At 64.9% G+C, this 17,793-nt stretch carries 15 protein-coding genes; 7 read left to right on the top strand and 8 right to left on the bottom strand.

Annotated elements, in window-relative coordinates; translation table 11 throughout:
- Positions 1–156: 156 nt before the first annotated feature.
- Both AB6724_RS16780 and AB6724_RS16775 read right to left on the bottom strand, forming a co-directional pair.
- Positions 157–1,077, bottom strand: coding sequence for an SPFH domain-containing protein (locus AB6724_RS16780; RefSeq protein WP_369339665.1), 921 nt, complete (start codon positions 1,075–1,077; stop codon positions 157–159).
- An 82-nt stretch (positions 1,078–1,159) separates the two neighbouring features.
- Complete coding sequence (locus tag AB6724_RS16775) at positions 1,160–1,585, bottom strand: NfeD family protein (protein WP_369339664.1); 426 nt, start codon at positions 1,583–1,585, stop codon at positions 1,160–1,162.
- A gap of 139 nt (positions 1,586–1,724) precedes the next feature.
- On the opposite strand from AB6724_RS16775, the gene AB6724_RS16770 reads away from it, so the two are divergent.
- Both AB6724_RS16770 and AB6724_RS16765 read left to right on the top strand, forming a co-directional pair.
- Positions 1,725–4,208, top strand: coding sequence for an Orn/Lys/Arg family decarboxylase (locus AB6724_RS16770; RefSeq protein ID WP_369339663.1), 2,484 nt, complete (start codon positions 1,725–1,727; stop codon positions 4,206–4,208).
- Positions 4,209–4,295: 87 nt separating this feature from the next.
- Positions 4,296–4,742 carry a VanZ family protein gene (locus tag AB6724_RS16765; protein WP_369339662.1) on the top strand — a complete coding sequence of 149 codons (447 nt, stop codon included), beginning with the start codon at positions 4,296–4,298 and terminating at the stop codon, positions 4,740–4,742.
- 88 nt (positions 4,743–4,830) lie between these two features.
- Here the strand turns inward: AB6724_RS16765 and AB6724_RS16760 are convergent, their stop codons facing one another.
- The 3 genes from AB6724_RS16760 to AB6724_RS16750 form a co-directional block, all read right to left on the bottom strand.
- Entirely contained in the window at positions 4,831–5,850 is a 1,020-nt protein-coding gene (locus AB6724_RS16760; RefSeq protein WP_369339661.1) for a Bug family tripartite tricarboxylate transporter substrate binding protein, read from the bottom strand.
- Positions 5,851–5,959: 109 nt separating this feature from the next.
- Complete coding sequence (locus AB6724_RS16755) at positions 5,960–7,180, bottom strand: CaiB/BaiF CoA transferase family protein (protein WP_439329883.1); 1,221 nt, start codon at positions 7,178–7,180, stop codon at positions 5,960–5,962.
- 47 nt (positions 7,181–7,227) lie between these two features.
- Positions 7,228–8,172, bottom strand: a complete 945-nt coding sequence (locus tag AB6724_RS16750; protein WP_369339659.1) for a hydroxymethylglutaryl-CoA lyase — start codon at positions 8,170–8,172, stop codon at positions 7,228–7,230.
- A gap of 141 nt (positions 8,173–8,313) precedes the next feature.
- Here AB6724_RS16750 and AB6724_RS16745 point away from each other — a divergent pair, with 141 nt between their 5' ends.
- On the top strand, positions 8,314–9,042 hold the full coding sequence (locus AB6724_RS16745; RefSeq protein ID WP_369339658.1) for an IclR family transcriptional regulator: 729 nt from the start codon (positions 8,314–8,316) through the stop codon (positions 9,040–9,042).
- A 59-nt stretch (positions 9,043–9,101) separates the two neighbouring features.
- On the opposite strand, the gene AB6724_RS16740 is transcribed toward AB6724_RS16745, so the two are convergent.
- The 3 genes from AB6724_RS16740 to fabI form a co-directional block, all read right to left on the bottom strand.
- Entirely contained in the window at positions 9,102–10,007 is a 906-nt protein-coding gene (locus AB6724_RS16740; protein WP_369339657.1) for a DNA ligase, read from the bottom strand.
- A gap of 100 nt (positions 10,008–10,107) precedes the next feature.
- Positions 10,108–10,629, bottom strand: a complete 522-nt coding sequence (locus tag AB6724_RS16735; protein WP_369339656.1) for a superoxide dismutase family protein — start codon at positions 10,627–10,629, stop codon at positions 10,108–10,110.
- Between the two features lie 163 nt (positions 10,630–10,792).
- Entirely contained in the window at positions 10,793–11,593 is an 801-nt protein-coding gene (fabI, locus tag AB6724_RS16730; RefSeq protein ID WP_369339655.1) for an enoyl-ACP reductase FabI, read from the bottom strand.
- Between the two features lie 120 nt (positions 11,594–11,713).
- On the opposite strand from fabI, the gene AB6724_RS16725 reads away from it, so the two are divergent.
- Genes AB6724_RS16725 through AB6724_RS16710 form a run of 4 tightly spaced genes read left to right on the top strand, consistent with a single transcriptional unit; the run spans position 11,714 to position 17,382 of the window.
- The gene (locus AB6724_RS16725; protein WP_369339654.1) at positions 11,714–13,561 is read left to right on the top strand and encodes an extracellular solute-binding protein; all 1,848 of its coding nucleotides are present in this window, start codon (positions 11,714–11,716) and stop codon (positions 13,559–13,561) included.
- A gap of 11 nt (positions 13,562–13,572) precedes the next feature.
- A complete protein-coding gene (locus tag AB6724_RS16720; protein ID WP_369339653.1) occupies positions 13,573–14,601 on the top strand; it encodes a microcin C ABC transporter permease YejB in 1,029 nt (342 codons plus the stop codon).
- Positions 14,602–14,650: 49 nt separating this feature from the next.
- A complete protein-coding gene (locus AB6724_RS16715; protein WP_369339673.1) occupies positions 14,651–15,736 on the top strand; it encodes an ABC transporter permease in 1,086 nt (361 codons plus the stop codon).
- The gene (locus tag AB6724_RS16710) at positions 15,733–17,382 is read left to right on the top strand and encodes an ABC transporter ATP-binding protein (RefSeq protein WP_369339652.1); all 1,650 of its coding nucleotides are present in this window, start codon (positions 15,733–15,735) and stop codon (positions 17,380–17,382) included. Before AB6724_RS16715 ends, AB6724_RS16710 begins: the two co-directional genes overlap by 4 nt.
- The last annotated feature ends 411 nt before the right edge of the window (positions 17,383–17,793 follow it).

Raw genomic sequence — 17,793 nt, 5'->3', positions numbered from 1 at the left:
GATTCGAACCCGCGGTGGGCTATTAACCCACACACGCTTTCCAGGCGTGCGACTTAAACCACTCATCCACCGCTCCGTGTATGAAGCCGCTATTCTAGCCTGAAAATATAAAGGCTTTAGGAAGTTGGCCCAACTTCTTGCGCAAGAGCCTGTCCATCAGCTGCTCTTGCCGACCTGGACCATCTTCATGGCCGAGGCAATCAGGCCCGAGACTTCGGTCATATTGCTGGGAATGACCAGCGTGGTTTTGGAGTCCGTCGCCACCTTGCTGTAGGCGTCCACGGCACGCTCGGCCACCTTGAGCTGCACGGCCTGTTCGCCGCCGGGCTGGCGGATGGCCGTGGCCACGCGCTCCAGCGCCTGGCCGGTGGCTTCGGCCACGGTGGTGATGGCGGCAGCCTCGCCCTGAGCCTTGTTGATGGCGGCCTGCTTCTCGCCTTCGGAGCGGGCGATGAAAGCCTCGCGCTCACCGGTGGCGATATTGATCTGTTCCTGGCGACGGCCTTCGGAGGCGGCGATCAGTGCGCGCTTTTCACGCTCGGCCGTGATCTGGGCCTGCATGGCGCGCAGGATTTCGGACGGCGGGGTCAGGTCCTTGATTTCGTAGCGCAGCACCTTCACGCCCCAGTTGAGCGCGGCCTCGTCGATGGCCGAGACCACCTGGGCATTGATCATGTCGCGCTCCTCGAAGGTCTTGTCCAGCTCCAGCTTGCCGATCACGCTGCGCAGCGAGGTTTGCGCGAGCTGGGTGACGGCCATGATGTAGTTGGAGGAGCCGTAGCTGGCGCGCATGGGGTCGGTGACCTGGAAGTACAGGATGCCGTCCACGGTCAGCTGGGTGTTGTCGCGGGTAATGCAAACCTGGCTGGGGACGTCGAGCGGAATTTCCTTGAGGCTGTGCTTGTAGGCGATGCGGTCGACAAAGGGAATCAGAAAGTTCAGACCCGGGGTGAGCGTGCCTGCATACCTGCCCAGGCGCTCCTTGACCCATGCATGCTGCTGGGGCACCACCTTGATCGAGCGGACGATGAAGATGATGGCGATGACGGCGATGGCGAGTGGAACTGCGTAATCCATGGTGTCTCCGGCCCTGGCGGGCATGGGTGGGAAGAAACGGGTGAAACTCTGCGGCCCGGGCATGCTCGGGCCGGAAAAATGCTCAGACCTTGTCGACGAGCAGGCGGTTGCCTATGACCTCGGCCACGCGGTGCAGGCCGGGCTGGGGCAGGACGCCGGGGCGGCCCATGACGGTCCAGGCCGCGCCGCGATAGCGGACCTGGGCGCTGCCGTCGGCATTCCACTGCTCGACCATCACGGTCTCGCCCACATCCATGTTGACGTCACGATTGCCGGACGCCGGTTGCCGGCGCGGGCTGCGCTTGCGCACCAGATAGCAGGCCAGCACGGCGCCGGCTCCGAGAATGGCGGCGGCAAGAATCTGGGCGTAGGTGCCCTGGCCAAGGTGGGCGGACAGGGCGCCGACTATGGCGCCCAGGGCCAGCATCAGTAGATAGAAAGTGCCGGTCAACAATTCCGCAATGACCAGCACACCGGCAAGCAGCCACCAGGCGGTGGAGTTGTCCATACTTCAGGCTCCCTTGATGCATGTATTTAGTGCACCACATTCTGGGTGAAAAACGCCCTGTTTCAAAGCTGCAATAAGGATATTCCTTACACTTCGCGGCTGTTTCGTTTTTTGCGCCTGTTTGCTTCGGAGGCTGTGCATGAAGTTTCGTTTTCCCATCGTCATCATCGACGAGGACTATCGTTCCGAGAACACCTCGGGTCTGGGTATCCGTGCCCTTGCTCAAGCCATTGAAGAGGAAGGCTTTGAAGTTCTGGGCGTGACCAGCTATGGCGACCTCTCGCAGTTCGCCCAGCAGCAGAGCCGGGCCAGCGCCTTCATCCTGTCGATAGACGACGAGGAGTTCACGCTGGGCAGCGACAAGGATCCCATCATCCACAGCCTGCGCGACTTCATCGGCGAAGTGCGCCGCAAGAATGAGGATGTGCCGATCTATATCTACGGCGAGACCAAGACCAGCCAGCACCTGCCCAACGACATCCTGCGCGAGCTGCACGGTTTCATCCATATGTTCGAGGACACGCCCGAATTCGTGGCCAAGCACATCATCCGCGAGGCCAAGGCCTATCTGGAGAGCGTGCAGCCGCCGTTCTTCAAGGCGCTGCTGGACTATGCCGAGGACGGTTCCTACAGCTGGCACTGCCCGGGTCACTCGGGCGGCGTGGCGTTTCTCAAGAGCCCCGTGGGCCAGATGTACCACCAGTTCTACGGCGAGAACATGCTGCGCGCCGACGTCTGCAATGCCGTAGAGGAACTGGGCCAGCTGCTGGATCACAACGGCGCCATCGGCGAGAGCGAACGCAATGCGGCGCGCATCTTCAATGCCGACCACTGCTACTTCGTGACCAACGGCACCTCCACCTCCAACAAGATCGTCTGGCACCATGCGGTGGCGCCCGGCGACGTGGTGGTGGTGGACCGCAACTGCCACAAGTCCATCCTGCACTCCATCATCATGACGGGTGCGATTCCGGTGTTCCTCAAGCCCACGCGCAATCACTTCGGCATCATCGGCCCGATTCCGCAAAGCGAGTTCAGCGTGGAGTCCATCCAGGCCAAGATCGCTGCCAACCCGCTGCTCAAGGGCGTGGACGCAAAGGCCGTCAAGCCGCGCGTGCTGACCCTGACCCAGTCCACCTACGACGGCGTGCTCTACAACACCGAGACCATCAAGAGCATGCTCGACGGCTATGTGGCCAATCTGCACTTCGACGAGGCCTGGCTGCCGCATGCGGCCTTCCACCCCTTCTATGGCAGCTACCACGCCATGGGCAAGAAGCGCGCGCGTCCCAAGCACTCCGTGGTCTATGCGACCCAGTCCATCCACAAGCTGCTGGCCGGCATCAGCCAGGCCTCGCATGTGCTGGTGCAGGACAGCCAGAACGAGAAGCTGGACCACCACCTGTTCAACGAGGCGTATCTGATGCACACCTCGACCAGCCCGCAGTACAGCATCATCGCCAGCTGCGACGTGGCTGCTGCCATGATGGAGCCGCCCGGCGGCACGGCCCTGGTCGAGGAGTCGATTCTCGAGGCGCTGAACTTCCGCCGCGCCATGCGCAAGGTGGACGACGAGTTCGGCGACGACGACTGGTGGTTCGAGGTCTGGGGTCCCGAGGCGCTGGCCGAAGAGGGCGTGGGCACGGCCCACGACTGGATCATCCGCGGCCACGATGCGGCGCGCAAGGGCAAGACCAAGAACGGCAAGGAGTTCGACAACTGGCACGGCTTCGGCGACCTGGCCGACGGCTTCAACATGCTGGACCCGATCAAGTCCACCATCGTCACGCCGGGCCTGGACCTGGACGGCGACTTTGCCGACACCGGCATTCCTGCGTCCATCGTCACCAAGTATCTGGCCGAGCATGGCGTGGTGGTCGAGAAGACGGGCCTGTACTCGTTCTTCATCATGTTCACCATCGGCATCACCAAGGGCCGCTGGAACACCATGCTGACGGCGCTGCAGCAGTTCAAGGACGACTACGACCGCAACCAGCCGCTGGCGCGCATCCTGCCCGAGTTCGTGCAGCAGCACCGCCGCTACGAGCGCATGGGCCTCAAGGACCTGTGCCAGCATGTGCACGAGCTCTACGCCAAGTACGACATCGCGCGCCTGACGACCGAGATGTATCTGTCGGATCTGAAGCCCACGATGAAGCCTTCGGACGCCTATGCCCATATCGCACAACGCAAGACCGAGCGCGTGGAGATCGACCACCTCGTGGGCCGCACCACCGTGGGTCTGGTCACGCCCTATCCGCCCGGAATTCCGCTGCTGATTCCGGGCGAAGTTTTCAACAAGAAGATCGTCGACTATCTGGTGTTCGCGCGCGAATTCGCCAAGGAGTGCCCGGGCTTCGAGACCGATATCCACGGCCTGGTGGAGCTGGAGGACGAGCACGGCGAGATCCGTTACTACGCCGACTGCGTGGCCGAGACCCGCGCCAAACCTGCGGCCGCGAAAAAAATGCCGGTCGTGAAAAAAGCGGTGGCCAACAAGGTCGCGGCCAAGCCCGCTGCCAAGGCCCCGGCCAAAAAAGCGGTGCTGAAAACGGCGTCCAAGCCTGCGGCCAAAACGGCTGCTGCGGCCAAGGCCGTCAAGACGGTGAAAAAAGCGGTCTAAGCTTTGCCAACCGGGCGGGCCAATTCGGCCCGACTTCCATGCATGGCCCGAGGTGTCAGCACTTCGGGCTTTTTTATACCCAAGCCCATGACATCTATCGCACGACCGGTGGGGGCAGAGCAGCTCTGGAAGGCCCTGGCCCTTGTCAGCCTCGGCTGGGCCTTGTTTGTACTCTGGGGTTGTCTCAACGAAACCGGAGCGAGCGGCGGGCTGGTGCTGCGGCTGTTTCCGTTTCTGCGAGGCTTCGAGTACCTGGACAAGCTGGTGCATGCGGGCCTGCATGCGGTGCTGGCCAGCTTGCTGTGGTGGACGGGAGTGATACGGGCCCAGGTCCGGCGACGGCGCTGGGCCGCCCGGCATGCCGTGGCCATCGTGCTGCTGTGCGCGTCCTATGGCGGGCTGATCGAGCTGCTGCAGGCCGGCTTCACCTCCACACGAGGAGCCGAGTGGCTGGATGAGCTGGCCAACGCGACGGGCGCCGGCCTGGCCGTGCTGTTCTGGCAGGGCCTGCGCTGTCTGTATCTGAAAAGATAGCGGCTTGCGCGCGTTTCACCTGGGTTGTCTGCGTGATCTGTGGCGTGGGAGATGAGGCAGGCGCGCAAGCCGCTCCTGTTTTTGAGGCTTACTCCAGGGTGATCCTGGCATCGCGAATCAGCGTTCCCCAGCTGGCCTGTTCTTTTTGCAGATAGCTTTGCGCCTCCTGCATGCTGCCACCCATGGGGGTGCTGCCTTCGGCCTGCAACTGCTTGAGCACGCCGGGGTCCTGCAAGGCGCTATTCGCGGCGGTATTGATCTTCTGTGCCAGCGCTGCAGGCGTGTTCCTGGGGGCGACGATCAGCTTCCAGTCCACGGCTTCAAAGCCGGGGAAGCCGGACTCCGCCACGGTGGGGACCTGGGGCAGGATGGGCAGGCGCTTGGCCGAAGTCACGGCCAGGGCGCGCAGGCGCTGGCCCTTGATCATGGGGTAGACCGCCTGAGGCGTGCCGAACATATAGTGAGTCTGCTTGCCCAGCAGATCGGTCACGGCCGGTGCGGCGCCCTTGTAGGGGACGTTGAGCACATCGATCTTGGCCTTGAAAGACAGCATTTCCCCAGCCAGATGACCCACGGTGCCCGTGGACGCCAGGCCTTGCTTGATGGCCCCGGGCTGGGCTTTGGCCGCCGCGATCAGGTCCTGCAGAGACTTCCATGGCGAATCGGTGGGCACGACCAGCACCACGGGTTGCGAGGCCACCAGCGCCACGGGGAGCAGATCGGTTTTGGCGTTGAACGGCATGCTGGGCAGCAGCGAGGGATTGATGGCCAGATTGGCCGTCTGCCCCATGCCGAAGGTATAGCCGTCGGCCGCGGCCTTGGCCACGGCATCGAGCCCGATATTACCGCCCGCGCCGGGTTTGTTGTCCACCACGATGATCCAGCGATTGGCGGTCGCCATGCGCTCGCTGATCTGGCGGGTCACCGCGTCGGTGCCGCCGCCGGGCGTGAAGGGCACGACCATGCGAATCGATTTGGCCGGCCAGTCGCCGGGTTGCGCCACGGCGGTGCCGGCTGCAACCGTCATGGCGATCAGGGCGGATGCCGCAATGGCCTGGCGACAGCTTGCGGGTTGCGCCGCGGACCGGGGGTAAAGGCTGTGTTTCATGGTTTTTGTCTCCTGAGATCTCGAAATTTGGGTAAAGCAACCCCCGCAGGGCGCAACAGCGTCCTGTCCATGGGGTGAGTGAAGCGGGGCTATGGCCCCCGCAAGCCTGTCAGCCGGCCTGGCCTTGTGCCAGCGCCTGGGCCTGCTCCCGGCTATAGCCCAGAGCCGTCAGAATCTCCAGGCTGTGCTCGCCGAGCTTGGGGGGCGAGAGGCGCACCTGCAGATGCTTGCCGTCCAGGGTCAGCGGCAGCAGCACGGTCTTGCTGTCGCGACCGTCGGGCAGGGTGATGGGGGCCAGTGCGCCGGTGGCGTTCAGGTGCGGGTCCTCGAGCAGGTCGTGTGGCCGGGCGATGGGAGCAAACGGCAGGCCTTTTTGCTCAAAGACTTGGGCAATATGGGCGGCGCTGTAGCCGGCCATGGTTTCGCGCAGCAGCGGCATCAGCCAGCTGCGCGCCTGCACGCGGTCGTTGTTGCTGCCAAGGCGCGGGTCGTCGCGCAGCTGTTCCAGGCCAAAGGCATGGCAGAACTCGCGCCAGGCGCCGTCGCTGACCACGGCCAGAAAGATCTGCTCGCCGTCCTTGACCTCGAACACGTCGTAGATCGCCCAGGCCGAAATGCGCGCCGGCATGGGGGCGGCGGGCTTGCCGGTCACTGCGTACTGCATCATGTGCTGGGCGATCAGGAACACATTGTTCTCAAACAGCGCGCTCTGCACTTCCTGGCCCTGGCCGGTTTTCTCGCGCTGGGCGAGAGCCGCCATGGCGCCCATGGCGCCGAACATGCCGCCCATGATGTCGTTGACGCTGGTGCCCGCGCGCAGCGGGTCGCCGGGCCGGCCCGTCATATAGGCGAGGCCGCCCATCATCTGCACCACCTCGTCCAGCGCCGTGCGGTGCTCATAGGGGCCGGGCAGAAAACCCTTGTGGCTCACATAGATGAGGCGTGGAAACTGTGGCTTGAGGCTTTCATAGTCGAGGCCCAGCTTTTTCATGGTGCCTGGCTTGAAGTTCTCGGTGACCACATCGGCGGTGGCGATCAGGCGCAGTGCGGCCTCTTTGCCCTCGGAGGTCTGCAGATCCAGCGTGAGGCTTTTCTTGTTGCGGTTGAACAGCGGGAAAAAGCCCGAGCCCGAGCCCAGCAACTGGCGCGTGGCATCGCCATTGCGGCCATGGCCGACGGGCTCGACCTTGATGACTTCGGCGCCGAGGTCGGCCAGCATCAGGCCGCAGCTGGGGCCCATGACCATATGGGTGAACTCCACCACGCGGATGCCCGCATAAGGCAGGGCGGCGGTGGCGCGGGTGCTAGAGGAGTCGGTGGAGGAAAACATATTCATCTGTGTTCTTGTTATGCGAGACAGGGACTGCGGAGCATGCATCAGTCTGCGGAGTAAGAGTGAGCGACAAAGCCCTTGGGCAGGCCGGCGGGAGGCAACATGCCGTAGAGTGCCTCGCCGGGCAATCCTGCCGCCAGGGCATTGCGGGCGGCCAGCAGGCGCTCTATGTCGATGCCGGTGCGTATGCCCATGGCTTCAAACATGAAGACCAGATCTTCGGTCACCACGTTGCCGGAGGCGCCGGGCGCATAGGGGCAGCCGCCTAGGCCGGCCTGCGAGGAATCGAAAGTGCGTACCCCCGCTTCATAGGCGGCCAGGCAGTTGGCCAGGCCCAGGCCCCGCGTATTGTGCATGTGCGCGGCGCCGGCCCGCTCGCCGAGTTCGCTGCGCAGGCGCGTGAACAGGCGTCTGACCTGGGCTGGATTGGCCATGCCCGTGGTGTCCGACAGGCCCGACTCATCGGCGCCGGCGGCCACGCAGGCCGCGGCCAGGGCGATCACCTCGTCCTCGGGTACCAGGCCCTGCAGGGTGCAGCCGAAGGCCGTGGAGATGCCGGCCTCGATATGCACCCCGGGTGCGATCTCGTCGCGCAGCGCGGCGATGGCGCGCACCTGCTCCACCATTTGCGCGGGTGTCTGGCGCACATTGGCAATGGAATGCGCGGGGCTGGCCGACACCGGCAGCGTGATCTTGTGCGCACCGGCGCGCATGGCGGCCTCGGCCCCCTTGAGATTGGGCACCAGGGCCATGATGGTGACGCCGGGGTGGGCGACGGCGTGGGACACGACTTGGGCGGCATCTGCCATCTGCGGCAGCAGCTTGGGCGAGACGAAGGAGCCGACCTCGATCTCCTGCACGCCCGAGTCGACGAGAGCGTCGATCCACGCGCATTTATGGACTGTGCTCATGGTGGCCGAAACCGACTGCAGGCCGTCGCGGGGACCGACTTCGCTGATCAGGACGTCGAAACGGGGTGGGAGTGACATGGTTGCCTCACTTGGATTTCATGCTTGCCTTGCCGCGTGTGCAATGCTTTAATGTTGTTCTATCTAATAGAACCAAATTCTTTCTATTGAAATATTGCCCTGCGTCTTGATGCCCTGTCAAGCCGCGGGGCTGGAGTTTTTATGCCGCGCAAATCCCTGAATGAATCTGTCGCCGACGAGAACGCCGCGCCCGGCGGTGTGGCGGCAGTGGACCGGGCCCTGAGCGTGCTGGCCGCGTTCCAGGATGGTGATGCCGCGCTGAGCCTGGCCGAGCTGGCCGAACGCACGCGTCTGTACAAAAGCACGGTGCTGCGCCTGCTGGCCTCGCTAGAGCATGGCGGCTGGGTGCAGCGCCAGGACGACGGACGCTACGCGGTGGGCCCGGCCGTGGCCAGGCTGCATGCGGTCTACGAACAGAGCTTTTCGCTGGACAAGCTGGTCATGCCGGTGCTGCGCGCACTGGTGAAGGCCACAGGCGAGAGCGCGGCCTACCATGTGCGCCAGGGCCGCGAGCGCCTGTGCCTGTATCGCGTGGATTCGCCCCACCCGGTGCGCGATCATGCGCGCGCAGGGGATGTGCTGCCGCTAGGCAAGGGCGCAGGCGGGCGCGTGCTGGTGGCTTTCGACCCCGAACTCGGTGACTGGGTCAAGAAGGATCGTGCTCACTATGCTCGCGTGCGTGCCGACGGCTATGAGGCGCTGATGGGGGACCGGCACAGCGAGATCGCCGGCATTTCGGCCCCGGTGTTCCGCAAGGATGGTGAACTGGCTGCCGCGCTGACCCTGACCATGCCCGTGCACCGCTATGACGAGCGCTATGTCAAAAATGTGCTGGTGGCGGCCCGTGAACTGAGCGCCCGGCTGCCATGAGGCGGATTGAGATGCGGCTCAAGTGCTTTGCCCCAAAGCGCTGGCGATGACGTTTGAAGCTATCGCGCGGCCTGCTCCGGCTGGAAGCCGGGTTCGTTGCGCACCCGCATGAAGCGCGCAAACCGCGGCAGCCCACTTTTCTCATGCAGCCCCTGGTAGCGGTAGGTGACCCAGCTGCCCAGGGCCGGCGGGTTCTGGCGCTGCTGCGCACTCAGTCCCGAGCCCAGCGAAAACTGCCTGCCGTCGGGGCTTTGCACCACGAGTGCTCCCGTCATCCCCTGCCACTTGCCGCGCCCGGGCTTGTAGCCGATCACGCGTGCTTCGGCATCGTCAAAAGGCTTGAGCTTGAGCAGATCGTCGCTGCGACCCGAGCGGTAGCTGGCGCTGCCCTTGTGCAGCATCAGACCTTCGCCGCCGCCGCGCACCACGGAGTGCAGCAGCTGTTCCAGCTCGGCCTCGCTGGCCAGTCTGCGCTGCTCCACGGCCTGGACCCAGGGTTGGCCAATGGTCTTGACCGTGGCTTGCAGCTGGGGCAGGCGCTGGTCGAAGCTGCCGGGGACTGCGGGCAGGTCGAACACCATGAAGCGCATGCGCCGCCAGGCTGCATCGTCGGGAGTCATCTGCGCCGTGGTTGCCTGCGCATGGCCGAACTGGCCGCGCCCGGCCCAGAGTTCGCCATCCATGGGAGTGTCTGGCCAGCCCGCGGTAAACCAGGCCGGCGCGGCAATCGGTAGGCCGCCGCGGCTGAGGAGCGCATGCCCGTTCCAGTAGCCGCGCACGCCGTCATATTTTTCGCTGACCCGGTAGTCCTGCAGCGCTAGGCCGGGTTGCCAGCTGCGGGCCAGCATCAGCGCAGGAGCCGTGGCCGGGGCTTCGGGGCCGGCGGCATGGGCACCGACGCATAGCGCGCAGGCCAGCAGCAGGCTGGCGATCCAGGGTGGCGAGCGTGTGTGCGAACCGAACATGGCATCTCCTGCGGTGGTGTCCGGGCTTGTTCCCGCGCCGGTGCATGGAAGGCCGCCAGGGAAAGCCGCCCGGGGGCGGCCCGTCTGGAGCTGAGAGCGTTTACTGCCTGGATTCGATGACCGCGCAGGCGATGCGGGCGCCCGAATTGCCCGTGGGCTGGGTCATATAGTCGTCGGGCGAGGTGTGCACGATCAGGGCCCGGCCCATGATGCTTTCGGGGCCGGCAAGAGACAGCTCGGTCGACTCCATGTCGACGACGGCCACGCCGTTGGCGTCGGCCTTGAGGCTGGGCAGGTCGCCCAGGTGGTGCATGGCGGCGTCGTACCTGCCATGGCTGGCATGGCGAGGGTTGAAGTGCCCGCCCGCGGCATTGCCGTTGTCGCCGCAGTCGCCGCGCTCGTGGATGTGGAAGCCATGCTCGCTGTTGGGTGCCAGGCCGCGCACCACCGCATGCAGCATGACCTTCTGGCCGGGCTGCTGCGTAAAGCCGATGTTGCCGCTCACGCCGCTGTTGCCTATGGCGCCCAGCCTGGCGTCGGCCCGGATTTGCGAAGGCGCGGTCGTGCCGCAGGCCGCGAGGGCGGAGGCGGCCAGGGCCGCAAGCAGGTAACGGTGGTGCATGGAGGGCCTCGTCGTTAAAGAGTTGAACAGCGACTGCCAACCATAGCGGCGATATGCCGTAGCTCTTGTAGGGCAATGGCGCTCCTGCATTGCCCGGCTTCCGGGCAAACAAAAGCCCCGCAGGCCTGGCGGCGGCTGCGGGGCTTGTCTGTAGCGCGGCTGCTTAGACCTGATCGGCCGACAGGCCGGCAGTCTGGCTGAAGCCGCCGTCCACATAGGTGATCTCGGCGGTCACGCCCGACGCCAGGTCGGACAGCAGGAAGGCGGCCACATTGCCCACGTCCTCGATGGTCACGTTGCGGCGCAGCGGAGCGGCATCGGCCACGCGGCCCAGCAGCTTGCCGAAGTCCTTGATGCCCGAGGCGGCCAGGGTCTTGATGGGGCCGGCGGAAATACCGTTGGCGCGGATGGCACGGCCGTCTGCGGTGCGGCCCACGGCCTCGGCCAGGTAGCGCACCGAGGCTTCCAGCGAGGCCTTGGCCAGGCCCATGGTGTTGTAGTTGGGGATGGAGCGCAGCGCGCCCAGGTAGGACAGGGTCAGCAGTGAGCTCTTGTCGTTGAGGTAAGGCAGGGCCGCCTTGGCCATGGCCGGGAAGCTGTAGGCGCTGATGTCGTGGGCGATCTTGAAGGATTCGCGCGACAGGCCGTCGAGGAAGTTGCCGGCGATGGCTTCGCGCGGTGCAAAGCCGATGCTGTGCACAAAGCCGTCGAATTTGCCCCAGGCATCGCCCAGGCCCCTGAACATGGCTTCTATCTGTGCATCGTCGGCCACGTCGCAGTCGAACACCAGCTTGGAATCGAATTCGGCAGCGAACTCGGTGATGCGGTCCTTGAAGCGCTCGCCCACATAGCTGAAAGCCAGCTCGGCGCCTTGCTCGTGGCAGGCCTTGGCAATGCCATAGGCGATGGAGCGGTTGGACAGAACGCCCGTGATCAGCAGCTTTTTACCGGCGAGAAAACCCATTGTTGTTCTCCAAAAGGATTGAGGTGGTTGGTTGCAGCGACTGTGGCGACGCCGCAATCTTTTTGAAACGTATGCGTACGAGCTGGCCTGTGGCCGGCCGGCCTAGGGCAGAATTGTCGCATGCGCCATTGGATGATTTGTTCAGCCCTGTTTGCAGGCACCCAGATTGCCAGTCCCGTATGGGCCGCTCATGCCTATGCGCTTTGGGGGCAACCGCGCTATGCGGCGGACTTCAAGCATTTCGATTATGTGAACCCTGCGGCGCCCAAGGGCGGCGAGCTGCGCATGGTGAGCAATCTGCGCTACTCCACCTTCGACAAGTACAACCCCTTCACGATCAAGGGGTCGCCGCCCGCCTATCTGGCGGAAATGCTGTTCGAGACGCTGCTGGCGCCTAGCCTCGACGAGACGGCCACGGGCTACGGCCTGCTGGCCGAGGATGTGGAGGTAGCGGCCGACGGCCTGTCGGCCACTTTCAGGCTGCGGCAGCAGGCGCGCTTTCACAATGGCAAGCCGGTACAGGCTCAGGACGTCAAGCACAGCTACGAGACGCTGCTGAGCAAATATGTCTCGCCGGGCTACAAGACTTTGTTCGCCGAAGTCGCGGGCTGCGACGTGATCGATGAACGCACGGTGCGCTTTCGCTTCAAGAAGCCGAACCGCGATCTGCCGCTGACCGTGGGCGCGCTGCTGCCGGTCTTCAGCCGCGACTGGGGCCTGGGCGCTGACGGCAAGCCCAAGCCCTTCGACCAGGTGGTGATGGACACGCCCATAGGCAGCGGGCCGTACCGCATCGGGCCGGTCAAGTTTGGCCGGGACATCAGCTATGTGCGCGACCCGGCTTACTGGGGGGCGAAGCTGCCGGTGCGCGTGGGCCAGGCCAATTTCGAGCGCATCACCATCAAGATCTACAAGGACGGCACGGCGCGGCTCGAAGCTCTGAAGGCCGGCGAGTTCGACCTCATGCGCATCAACAGCGCGGGCGACTGGGCCAGGCGGTTGTCGGGCCGGCGTTTCGATTCGGGGGAGCTGGTCAAGGGCGAGTTCCAGAACAAGCTGCCCTCGGGCTTCCAGAGCTTTTTTCTGAACACGCGGCGCGAGCAGCTGCAGGACGTGCGCGTGCGCGAGGCCCTGGGCCTGGCTTACGATTTCGAGTGGATGAGCCGCCAGATGTTCTACGGGGCCTACCAGCGCGTGCATGGCCTGTTCGGCAACACGGCCTGTGAAACCCATGGCCTGCCGACGCAGCCGGAGCTGGATCTGCTCAGACCCTACGAGAGCAGCTTGCCGCCCGGCACGCTGGGCCCCATGACCGAGCCGCCGCGCACCGATACGGGCGACGGGCTGCGCGGCAATCTGCGCCGCGCGCAAAAGCTGCTGGCCGATGCCGGCTGGAGCGTCAAGGACGGTGCTTTGCGCAATGCCAAGGGCGAGCCCATGGTGATCGAGTATCTGGACAGCAGCGAAAGCGGCGTCAAGATCGTGAGCAGCTGGATGCGCAATCTGGAAAAGCTGGGCATCACGCTCAAGGTGCGCAACGTGGACTATGCGCTGTATCAGCAACGCATGGATAAATATGATTTCGACATCGTGACGCTGAACGTGCCCGGCACGCACAACCCGGGCCAGGAATATGCGGAGCTGTTCGGCAGCGCCGCGGCCGACGAGGAGGGTGCATCCAACTATGTGGGCCTCAAGAGCCGGGCGGTCGACTCCATCATCGCCCAGATGGCCTCGGCCAAGTCCGAGCAGCAGATGCTGCCCGCCTGCCATGCGCTGGAGCGCATCATTGTGCACGGCCACTATCTGATCCCGCAGTACTACTCGGGCGTGCACCGCATGGTGTATGACAGCTGGCGGCTGGCGCTGCCGGCGCAGATTCCGGCCTACTCGCCCGGCGAGCTGTGGGTCGTCTACACCTGGTGGTCCAAACTGCCGCCGCAGACGGCCGCCGCATCGCCACCATGATTTGAGCCGCCATGTTCGCCTATATCCTCAAACGCATTTTGCTGATGGTCCCCACGCTGCTGGGCGTGCTGCTGCTGACCTTTGTCGTCATCCAGTTCGTGCCCGGCGGGCCCGTGGAGCAATATCTGGCCGAGGCCAAGGCCGGAGCGGGGCGGGGAGCTGAGGGCGCGACCATGAGCTATCGCGGCGCCCAGGGCGTGGACCCCAAGCGGCTGGCGGAAATCAAGGCTCTGTATGGCTTCGACAAGCCGCCGCTGGAGCGCTTCATGCAGATGCTGGGCCAGTTTGCGCGCTTCGATCTGGGTACCAGCTTCTTCCAGAACAAAAGCGTCTGGCTGCTGGTCAGGGAAAAGCTGCCGGTGTCCATCAGCTTGGGGCTATGGACCTTCTTCATCAGCTATCTGGTGGCCGTGCCGCTGGGCGTGGCCAAGGCCGTGCGTGCGGGCTCGCGCTTCGACCTCGCGACCACGCTGCTGATTCTCATCGGCTACGCGATTCCGGGCTTTGTGCTGGGCGTGGCCTTGCTGGTGATCTTTGGTGGCCAGCTGCAATGGTTTCCGCTGCGCGGGCTGACCTCGTCGAATTTCGAGGAGCTCAGCATGCTGGGCAAGGTCACGGACTATCTCTGGCATATCGCCATGCCCGTCACGGCCATGGTGGCGGGCAGTTTCGCGGTCACGGCCATGCTGACCAAGAATGCGTTTCTCGAGGAAATCCGCAAGCAGTATGTGCTCACGGCGCGCGCCAAGGGCCTGGGCGAGCGCCAGGTGCTCTACAAACATGTGTTCCGCAACGCGCTGATTCCCATCATCACGGGCTTTCCTTCGGCCTTCATCGGCGCATTCTTTGCGGGCTCGCTGCTGATCGAGACCCTGTTTTCGCTGGACGGCCTGGGCCTGCTCAGCTACGAGAGCGTGGTGCGCCGCGACTTCCCGGTGGTGCTGGGCACCCTGTATCTGTTCACGCTGATCGGTCTGGTGACCAAGCTGATCAGCGACCTCTGCTATGTCTGGGTGGATCCGCGTGTCAAATTCGATTGATTTCATGCAAAAACAGGCTCAAACCCAGGCCGAGTCTGCGTCGGCAGCTATGCCTGCGAGAGCGGCCGTCGCCGTGCGCTCCGAATCCCCGGGGCGGCGCGCCTGGCGGCGCTTCAGGTCCAACCGCCTGGGTTTCGTCAGCCTGGTGGTTTTTGCGCTGCTGGTAGTGCTGAGCCTGTTTGCGGAGCTGATCTCCAACGACAGGCCGCTGGTCGTGCATTACCAGGGACAGACCTACTGGCCGCTGCTGAAGGACTACCCAGAGACCACGTTCGGCGGCGACTTCCATACGCCGACCGACTATCTGGACCCCTTCATCCAGCAAAAGCTCGGTGCCGGCGACAACTGGGCGCTGTTTCCCCTCAACCGCTACGGCAAGTCCACCATCAACTACTTTGCGCGCCAGCCCAACCCCTCGGCGCCCTCGGCCGACAACTGGCTGGGCACGGACGACCGCGGTCGCGATCTGCTGGCCCAGCTGCTTTACGGCTTTCGCATCAGCGTGCTGTTTGCGCTGGCCCTGACCGTGGTCGGCGTGCTGCTGGGCGTGCTGGCGGGAGCGATCCAGGGCTTTTTCGGCGGCCGCACGGATCTGGCGTTCCAGCGTTTCAGCGAGATCTGGGGCTCCATGCCCGAGCTGTATCTGCTCATCATCTTCAGCGCGCTGTTCGCGCCCAGCATCACGCTGCTGCTGGTGCTGCTGAGCCTGTTCGGCTGGATGGGCCTGGCCGACTACGTGCGCGCCGAGTTCCTGCGCAACCGCCAGCTCGACTATGTGAAGTCGGCCCAGGCCCTGGGCGCCAGCAACCGCGCCATCATCTTCCGCCATATCCTGCCCAACAGCATGACGCCCGTGATCACGTTTTTGCCGTTTCGCATGAGCGGCGCGATCCTGGCGCTGACCTCGCTGGACTTTCTGGGCCTGGGCGTGCCGCCCGGCACCCCGAGCCTGGGCGAGCTGCTGTCCCAGGGCAAGAACAATATCGATGCCTGGTGGATTTCCCTGTCCACCTTTGGCGTGCTGGTCATCACCCTGCTGCTGCTGACCTTTATGGGCGACGCGCTGCGCGACGCGCTGGACCCGCGCAAGCAGGCCGCCACGGATGCGGCCGCCGAAACGAAAGGCCGCTCATGAGCCAGAGCGAGAAACCGGGCCCCCTGCTGGCCGTGCATGAGCTGGGCGTGCGCTTCGGCGCCAAGCAGGTGGTGCAGGGCGTGAGCTTCGAGATGGCGGCCGGCGAGAAGCTGGCGCTGGTGGGCGAGTCGGGCTCGGGCAAATCGGTGACCGCGCTGTCGCTGCTGCGCCTTGCGGGCGAGGCTCAGCTATCGGGTCAGGCCCTGCTGGACGGGCGCGACCTGCTGCGGATTTCGGAGCGCGAGATGCGGGCCGTGCGCGGCGGCGACATCGCCATGATCTTTCAGGAGCCGATGACGGCGCTCAATCCGCTGATGCCCGTGGGCGAGCAGGTGGCTGAGGTGCTGCAGCTCAAGCAGGCCCTGAGCAAGGCCCAGGCCCAGAAGCAGGCGGTGGAGCTGCTGGCCACCACGGGCATCCCCGAGCCCGAGCGCCGTGCACAGTCCTATGCGTTCCAGCTCAGCGGCGGCCAACGCCAGCGCGCCATGATTGCCATGGCGCTGGCCAGCCGTCCCAGGCTGCTGCTGGCCGACGAGCCGACCACGGCGCTGGATGTGAGCTTGCGCGGCCAGATCCTGGATCTGCTGGCCGATCTCCAGCGTCAGACGGGCATGGCCGTGCTCATGATCACCCACGATCTGCATCTGGTGCGGCGCTTTGCCGACCGGGTGGCGGTGATGGAGAAAGGCCGCCTGGTCGAGCAGGGTGCGGTGGCGCAGGTCATGCAGAACCCGCAGCATCCGTACACGCGCAAGCTGCTGGGGAGCACGCCGGTGCGCAATGTGAACGAGGCCGAGCCGGCGCCAGATGCGGCCGAGCTGGTGCGGGCCAGGTCGCTGCGCGTGAGCTATCCCACACCTCTGCCCGGCATCCGCGGCTGGTTCCGCAAGGGGGAGTTCGTGGCCGTCCAGGGCGCGGACCTGGGGCTCAAAGCCGGGCGCACGCTGGGGGTGATAGGCGAGTCGGGCTCGGGCAAGTCCACGCTGGCCCAGGCCGTGCTGGGCCTGCTGCCTCATGGCGGCGAGCTGCAGGTGACCGGCCAGCGCTGGCAGCCGCCGGCCATGCGCAACAGTGCGGCCAATCTGGCGCTGCGGCGCCGAATCCAGGTGGTGTTCCAGGACCCGTTCTCCTCGCTGTCGCCGCGCCTGACGGTCGAGGAGATCGTGGGCGAAGGCCTGCAGATCCATGCGCCGCAGCTGAGCCCGCAGCAGCGCCGCGAGCGCGTGCTCCAGATGCTGGGCGAGGTGGGCATGGACGAAGCGCAGTTTCCCGGCCTGCTGCAGCGCTATCCGCACGAATTCTCGGGCGGCCAGCGTCAGCGCCTGGCGATTTCGCGCGCGCTGATCATGGAGCCCGAGATCCTGGTGCTGGACGAGCCGACCAGCGCTCTCGACGTCACCATCCAGCAGCAGGTGCTGGCCTTGCTGCAGCGGCTGCAGCAGCAGCGCGGTCTGGCCTATCTGCTGATCACCCACGATGTGGACGTGATCCGCGCCATGGCTCATGAGGTGCTGGTCATGAAGGACGGCCGGATTGTGGAGCAGGGCGGCGTGCACGGCGTGCTGTCGGCGCCGCGCGAAGCCTATACGCGCAAGCTGGTCGAGGCCGCGGGCGGCGCCACGGCGGCCATGAGTCAAGGAAATTGATAGCGCCAGGCACAGTCAGATAAAGGGCGGTAGCGCTGAAATGCATGGAATCCGCGGCGCGGCGCCGGCCGCGGCCCGGACGCCGGGCCCGAAAACACCGAATCCATACTCGAAAGTTTGTATTTTTCCGGCGCGATTTCTCAGGCTGTGGCCTAATATGGCGTTTTTCAACCTTCCAATTGAGAATTCGACATGGGCAACAAGATCGTTACCGAAGCAGACCGCAAGGCCACTCCCCGTCCTCAGACTCCTAACGGCGTGACCCTGCCCACTCCCGGCCGTGGCCAGCAAGTGAGCCGCGCCCGCGGTGCTCACACCCACACCAAGAAGAACCCCGGCAAGCGCCACGGTTAATCGGTCCGGTCCGCCGGCCGCGCCATGCGCGCAGCTGCTGCGGCCTTGCCGATAGAA

The sequence above is a fragment of the Comamonas guangdongensis genome (assembly GCF_041079535.1).
In the GTDB taxonomy this organism is placed as follows: Bacteria; Pseudomonadota; Gammaproteobacteria; order Burkholderiales; family Burkholderiaceae_C; genus Comamonas; species Comamonas guangdongensis.
This window is presented reverse-complemented; position numbering and strand designations above follow the sequence as displayed.

Excerpts from the sequence above, each read along its gene's own strand:
- AB6724_RS16710 (WP_369339652.1), top strand. The coding sequence starts at position 15,733 with ATGAGCCAGAGCGAGAAACCGGGCCCCCTGCTGGCCGTGCATGAGCTG.
- AB6724_RS16720 (WP_369339653.1), top strand. The coding sequence starts at position 13,573 with ATGTTCGCCTATATCCTCAAACGCATTTTGCTGATGGTCCCCACGCTG.
- AB6724_RS16745 (WP_369339658.1), top strand. The coding sequence starts at position 8,314 with ATGCCGCGCAAATCCCTGAATGAATCTGTCGCCGACGAGAACGCCGCG.
- AB6724_RS16735 (WP_369339656.1), bottom strand. The coding sequence starts at position 10,629 with ATGCACCACCGTTACCTGCTTGCGGCCCTGGCCGCCTCCGCCCTCGCG.
- AB6724_RS16740 (WP_369339657.1), bottom strand. The coding sequence starts at position 10,007 with ATGTTCGGTTCGCACACACGCTCGCCACCCTGGATCGCCAGCCTGCTG.
- AB6724_RS16780 (WP_369339665.1), bottom strand. The coding sequence starts at position 1,077 with ATGGATTACGCAGTTCCACTCGCCATCGCCGTCATCGCCATCATCTTC.
- AB6724_RS16760 (WP_369339661.1), bottom strand. The coding sequence starts at position 5,850 with ATGAAACACAGCCTTTACCCCCGGTCCGCGGCGCAACCCGCAAGCTGT.
- AB6724_RS16775 (WP_369339664.1), bottom strand. The coding sequence starts at position 1,585 with ATGGACAACTCCACCGCCTGGTGGCTGCTTGCCGGTGTGCTGGTCATT.
- AB6724_RS16765 (WP_369339662.1), top strand. The coding sequence starts at position 4,296 with ATGACATCTATCGCACGACCGGTGGGGGCAGAGCAGCTCTGGAAGGCC.
- AB6724_RS16770 (WP_369339663.1), top strand. The coding sequence starts at position 1,725 with ATGAAGTTTCGTTTTCCCATCGTCATCATCGACGAGGACTATCGTTCC.
- AB6724_RS16715 (WP_369339673.1), top strand. The coding sequence starts at position 14,651 with ATGCCTGCGAGAGCGGCCGTCGCCGTGCGCTCCGAATCCCCGGGGCGG.
- fabI (WP_369339655.1), bottom strand. The coding sequence starts at position 11,593 with ATGGGTTTTCTCGCCGGTAAAAAGCTGCTGATCACGGGCGTTCTGTCC.
- AB6724_RS16755 (WP_439329883.1), bottom strand. The coding sequence starts at position 7,180 with ATGTTTTCCTCCACCGACTCCTCTAGCACCCGCGCCACCGCCGCCCTG.
- AB6724_RS16750 (WP_369339659.1), bottom strand. The coding sequence starts at position 8,172 with ATGTCACTCCCACCCCGTTTCGACGTCCTGATCAGCGAAGTCGGTCCC.
- AB6724_RS16725 (WP_369339654.1), top strand. The coding sequence starts at position 11,714 with ATGCGCCATTGGATGATTTGTTCAGCCCTGTTTGCAGGCACCCAGATT.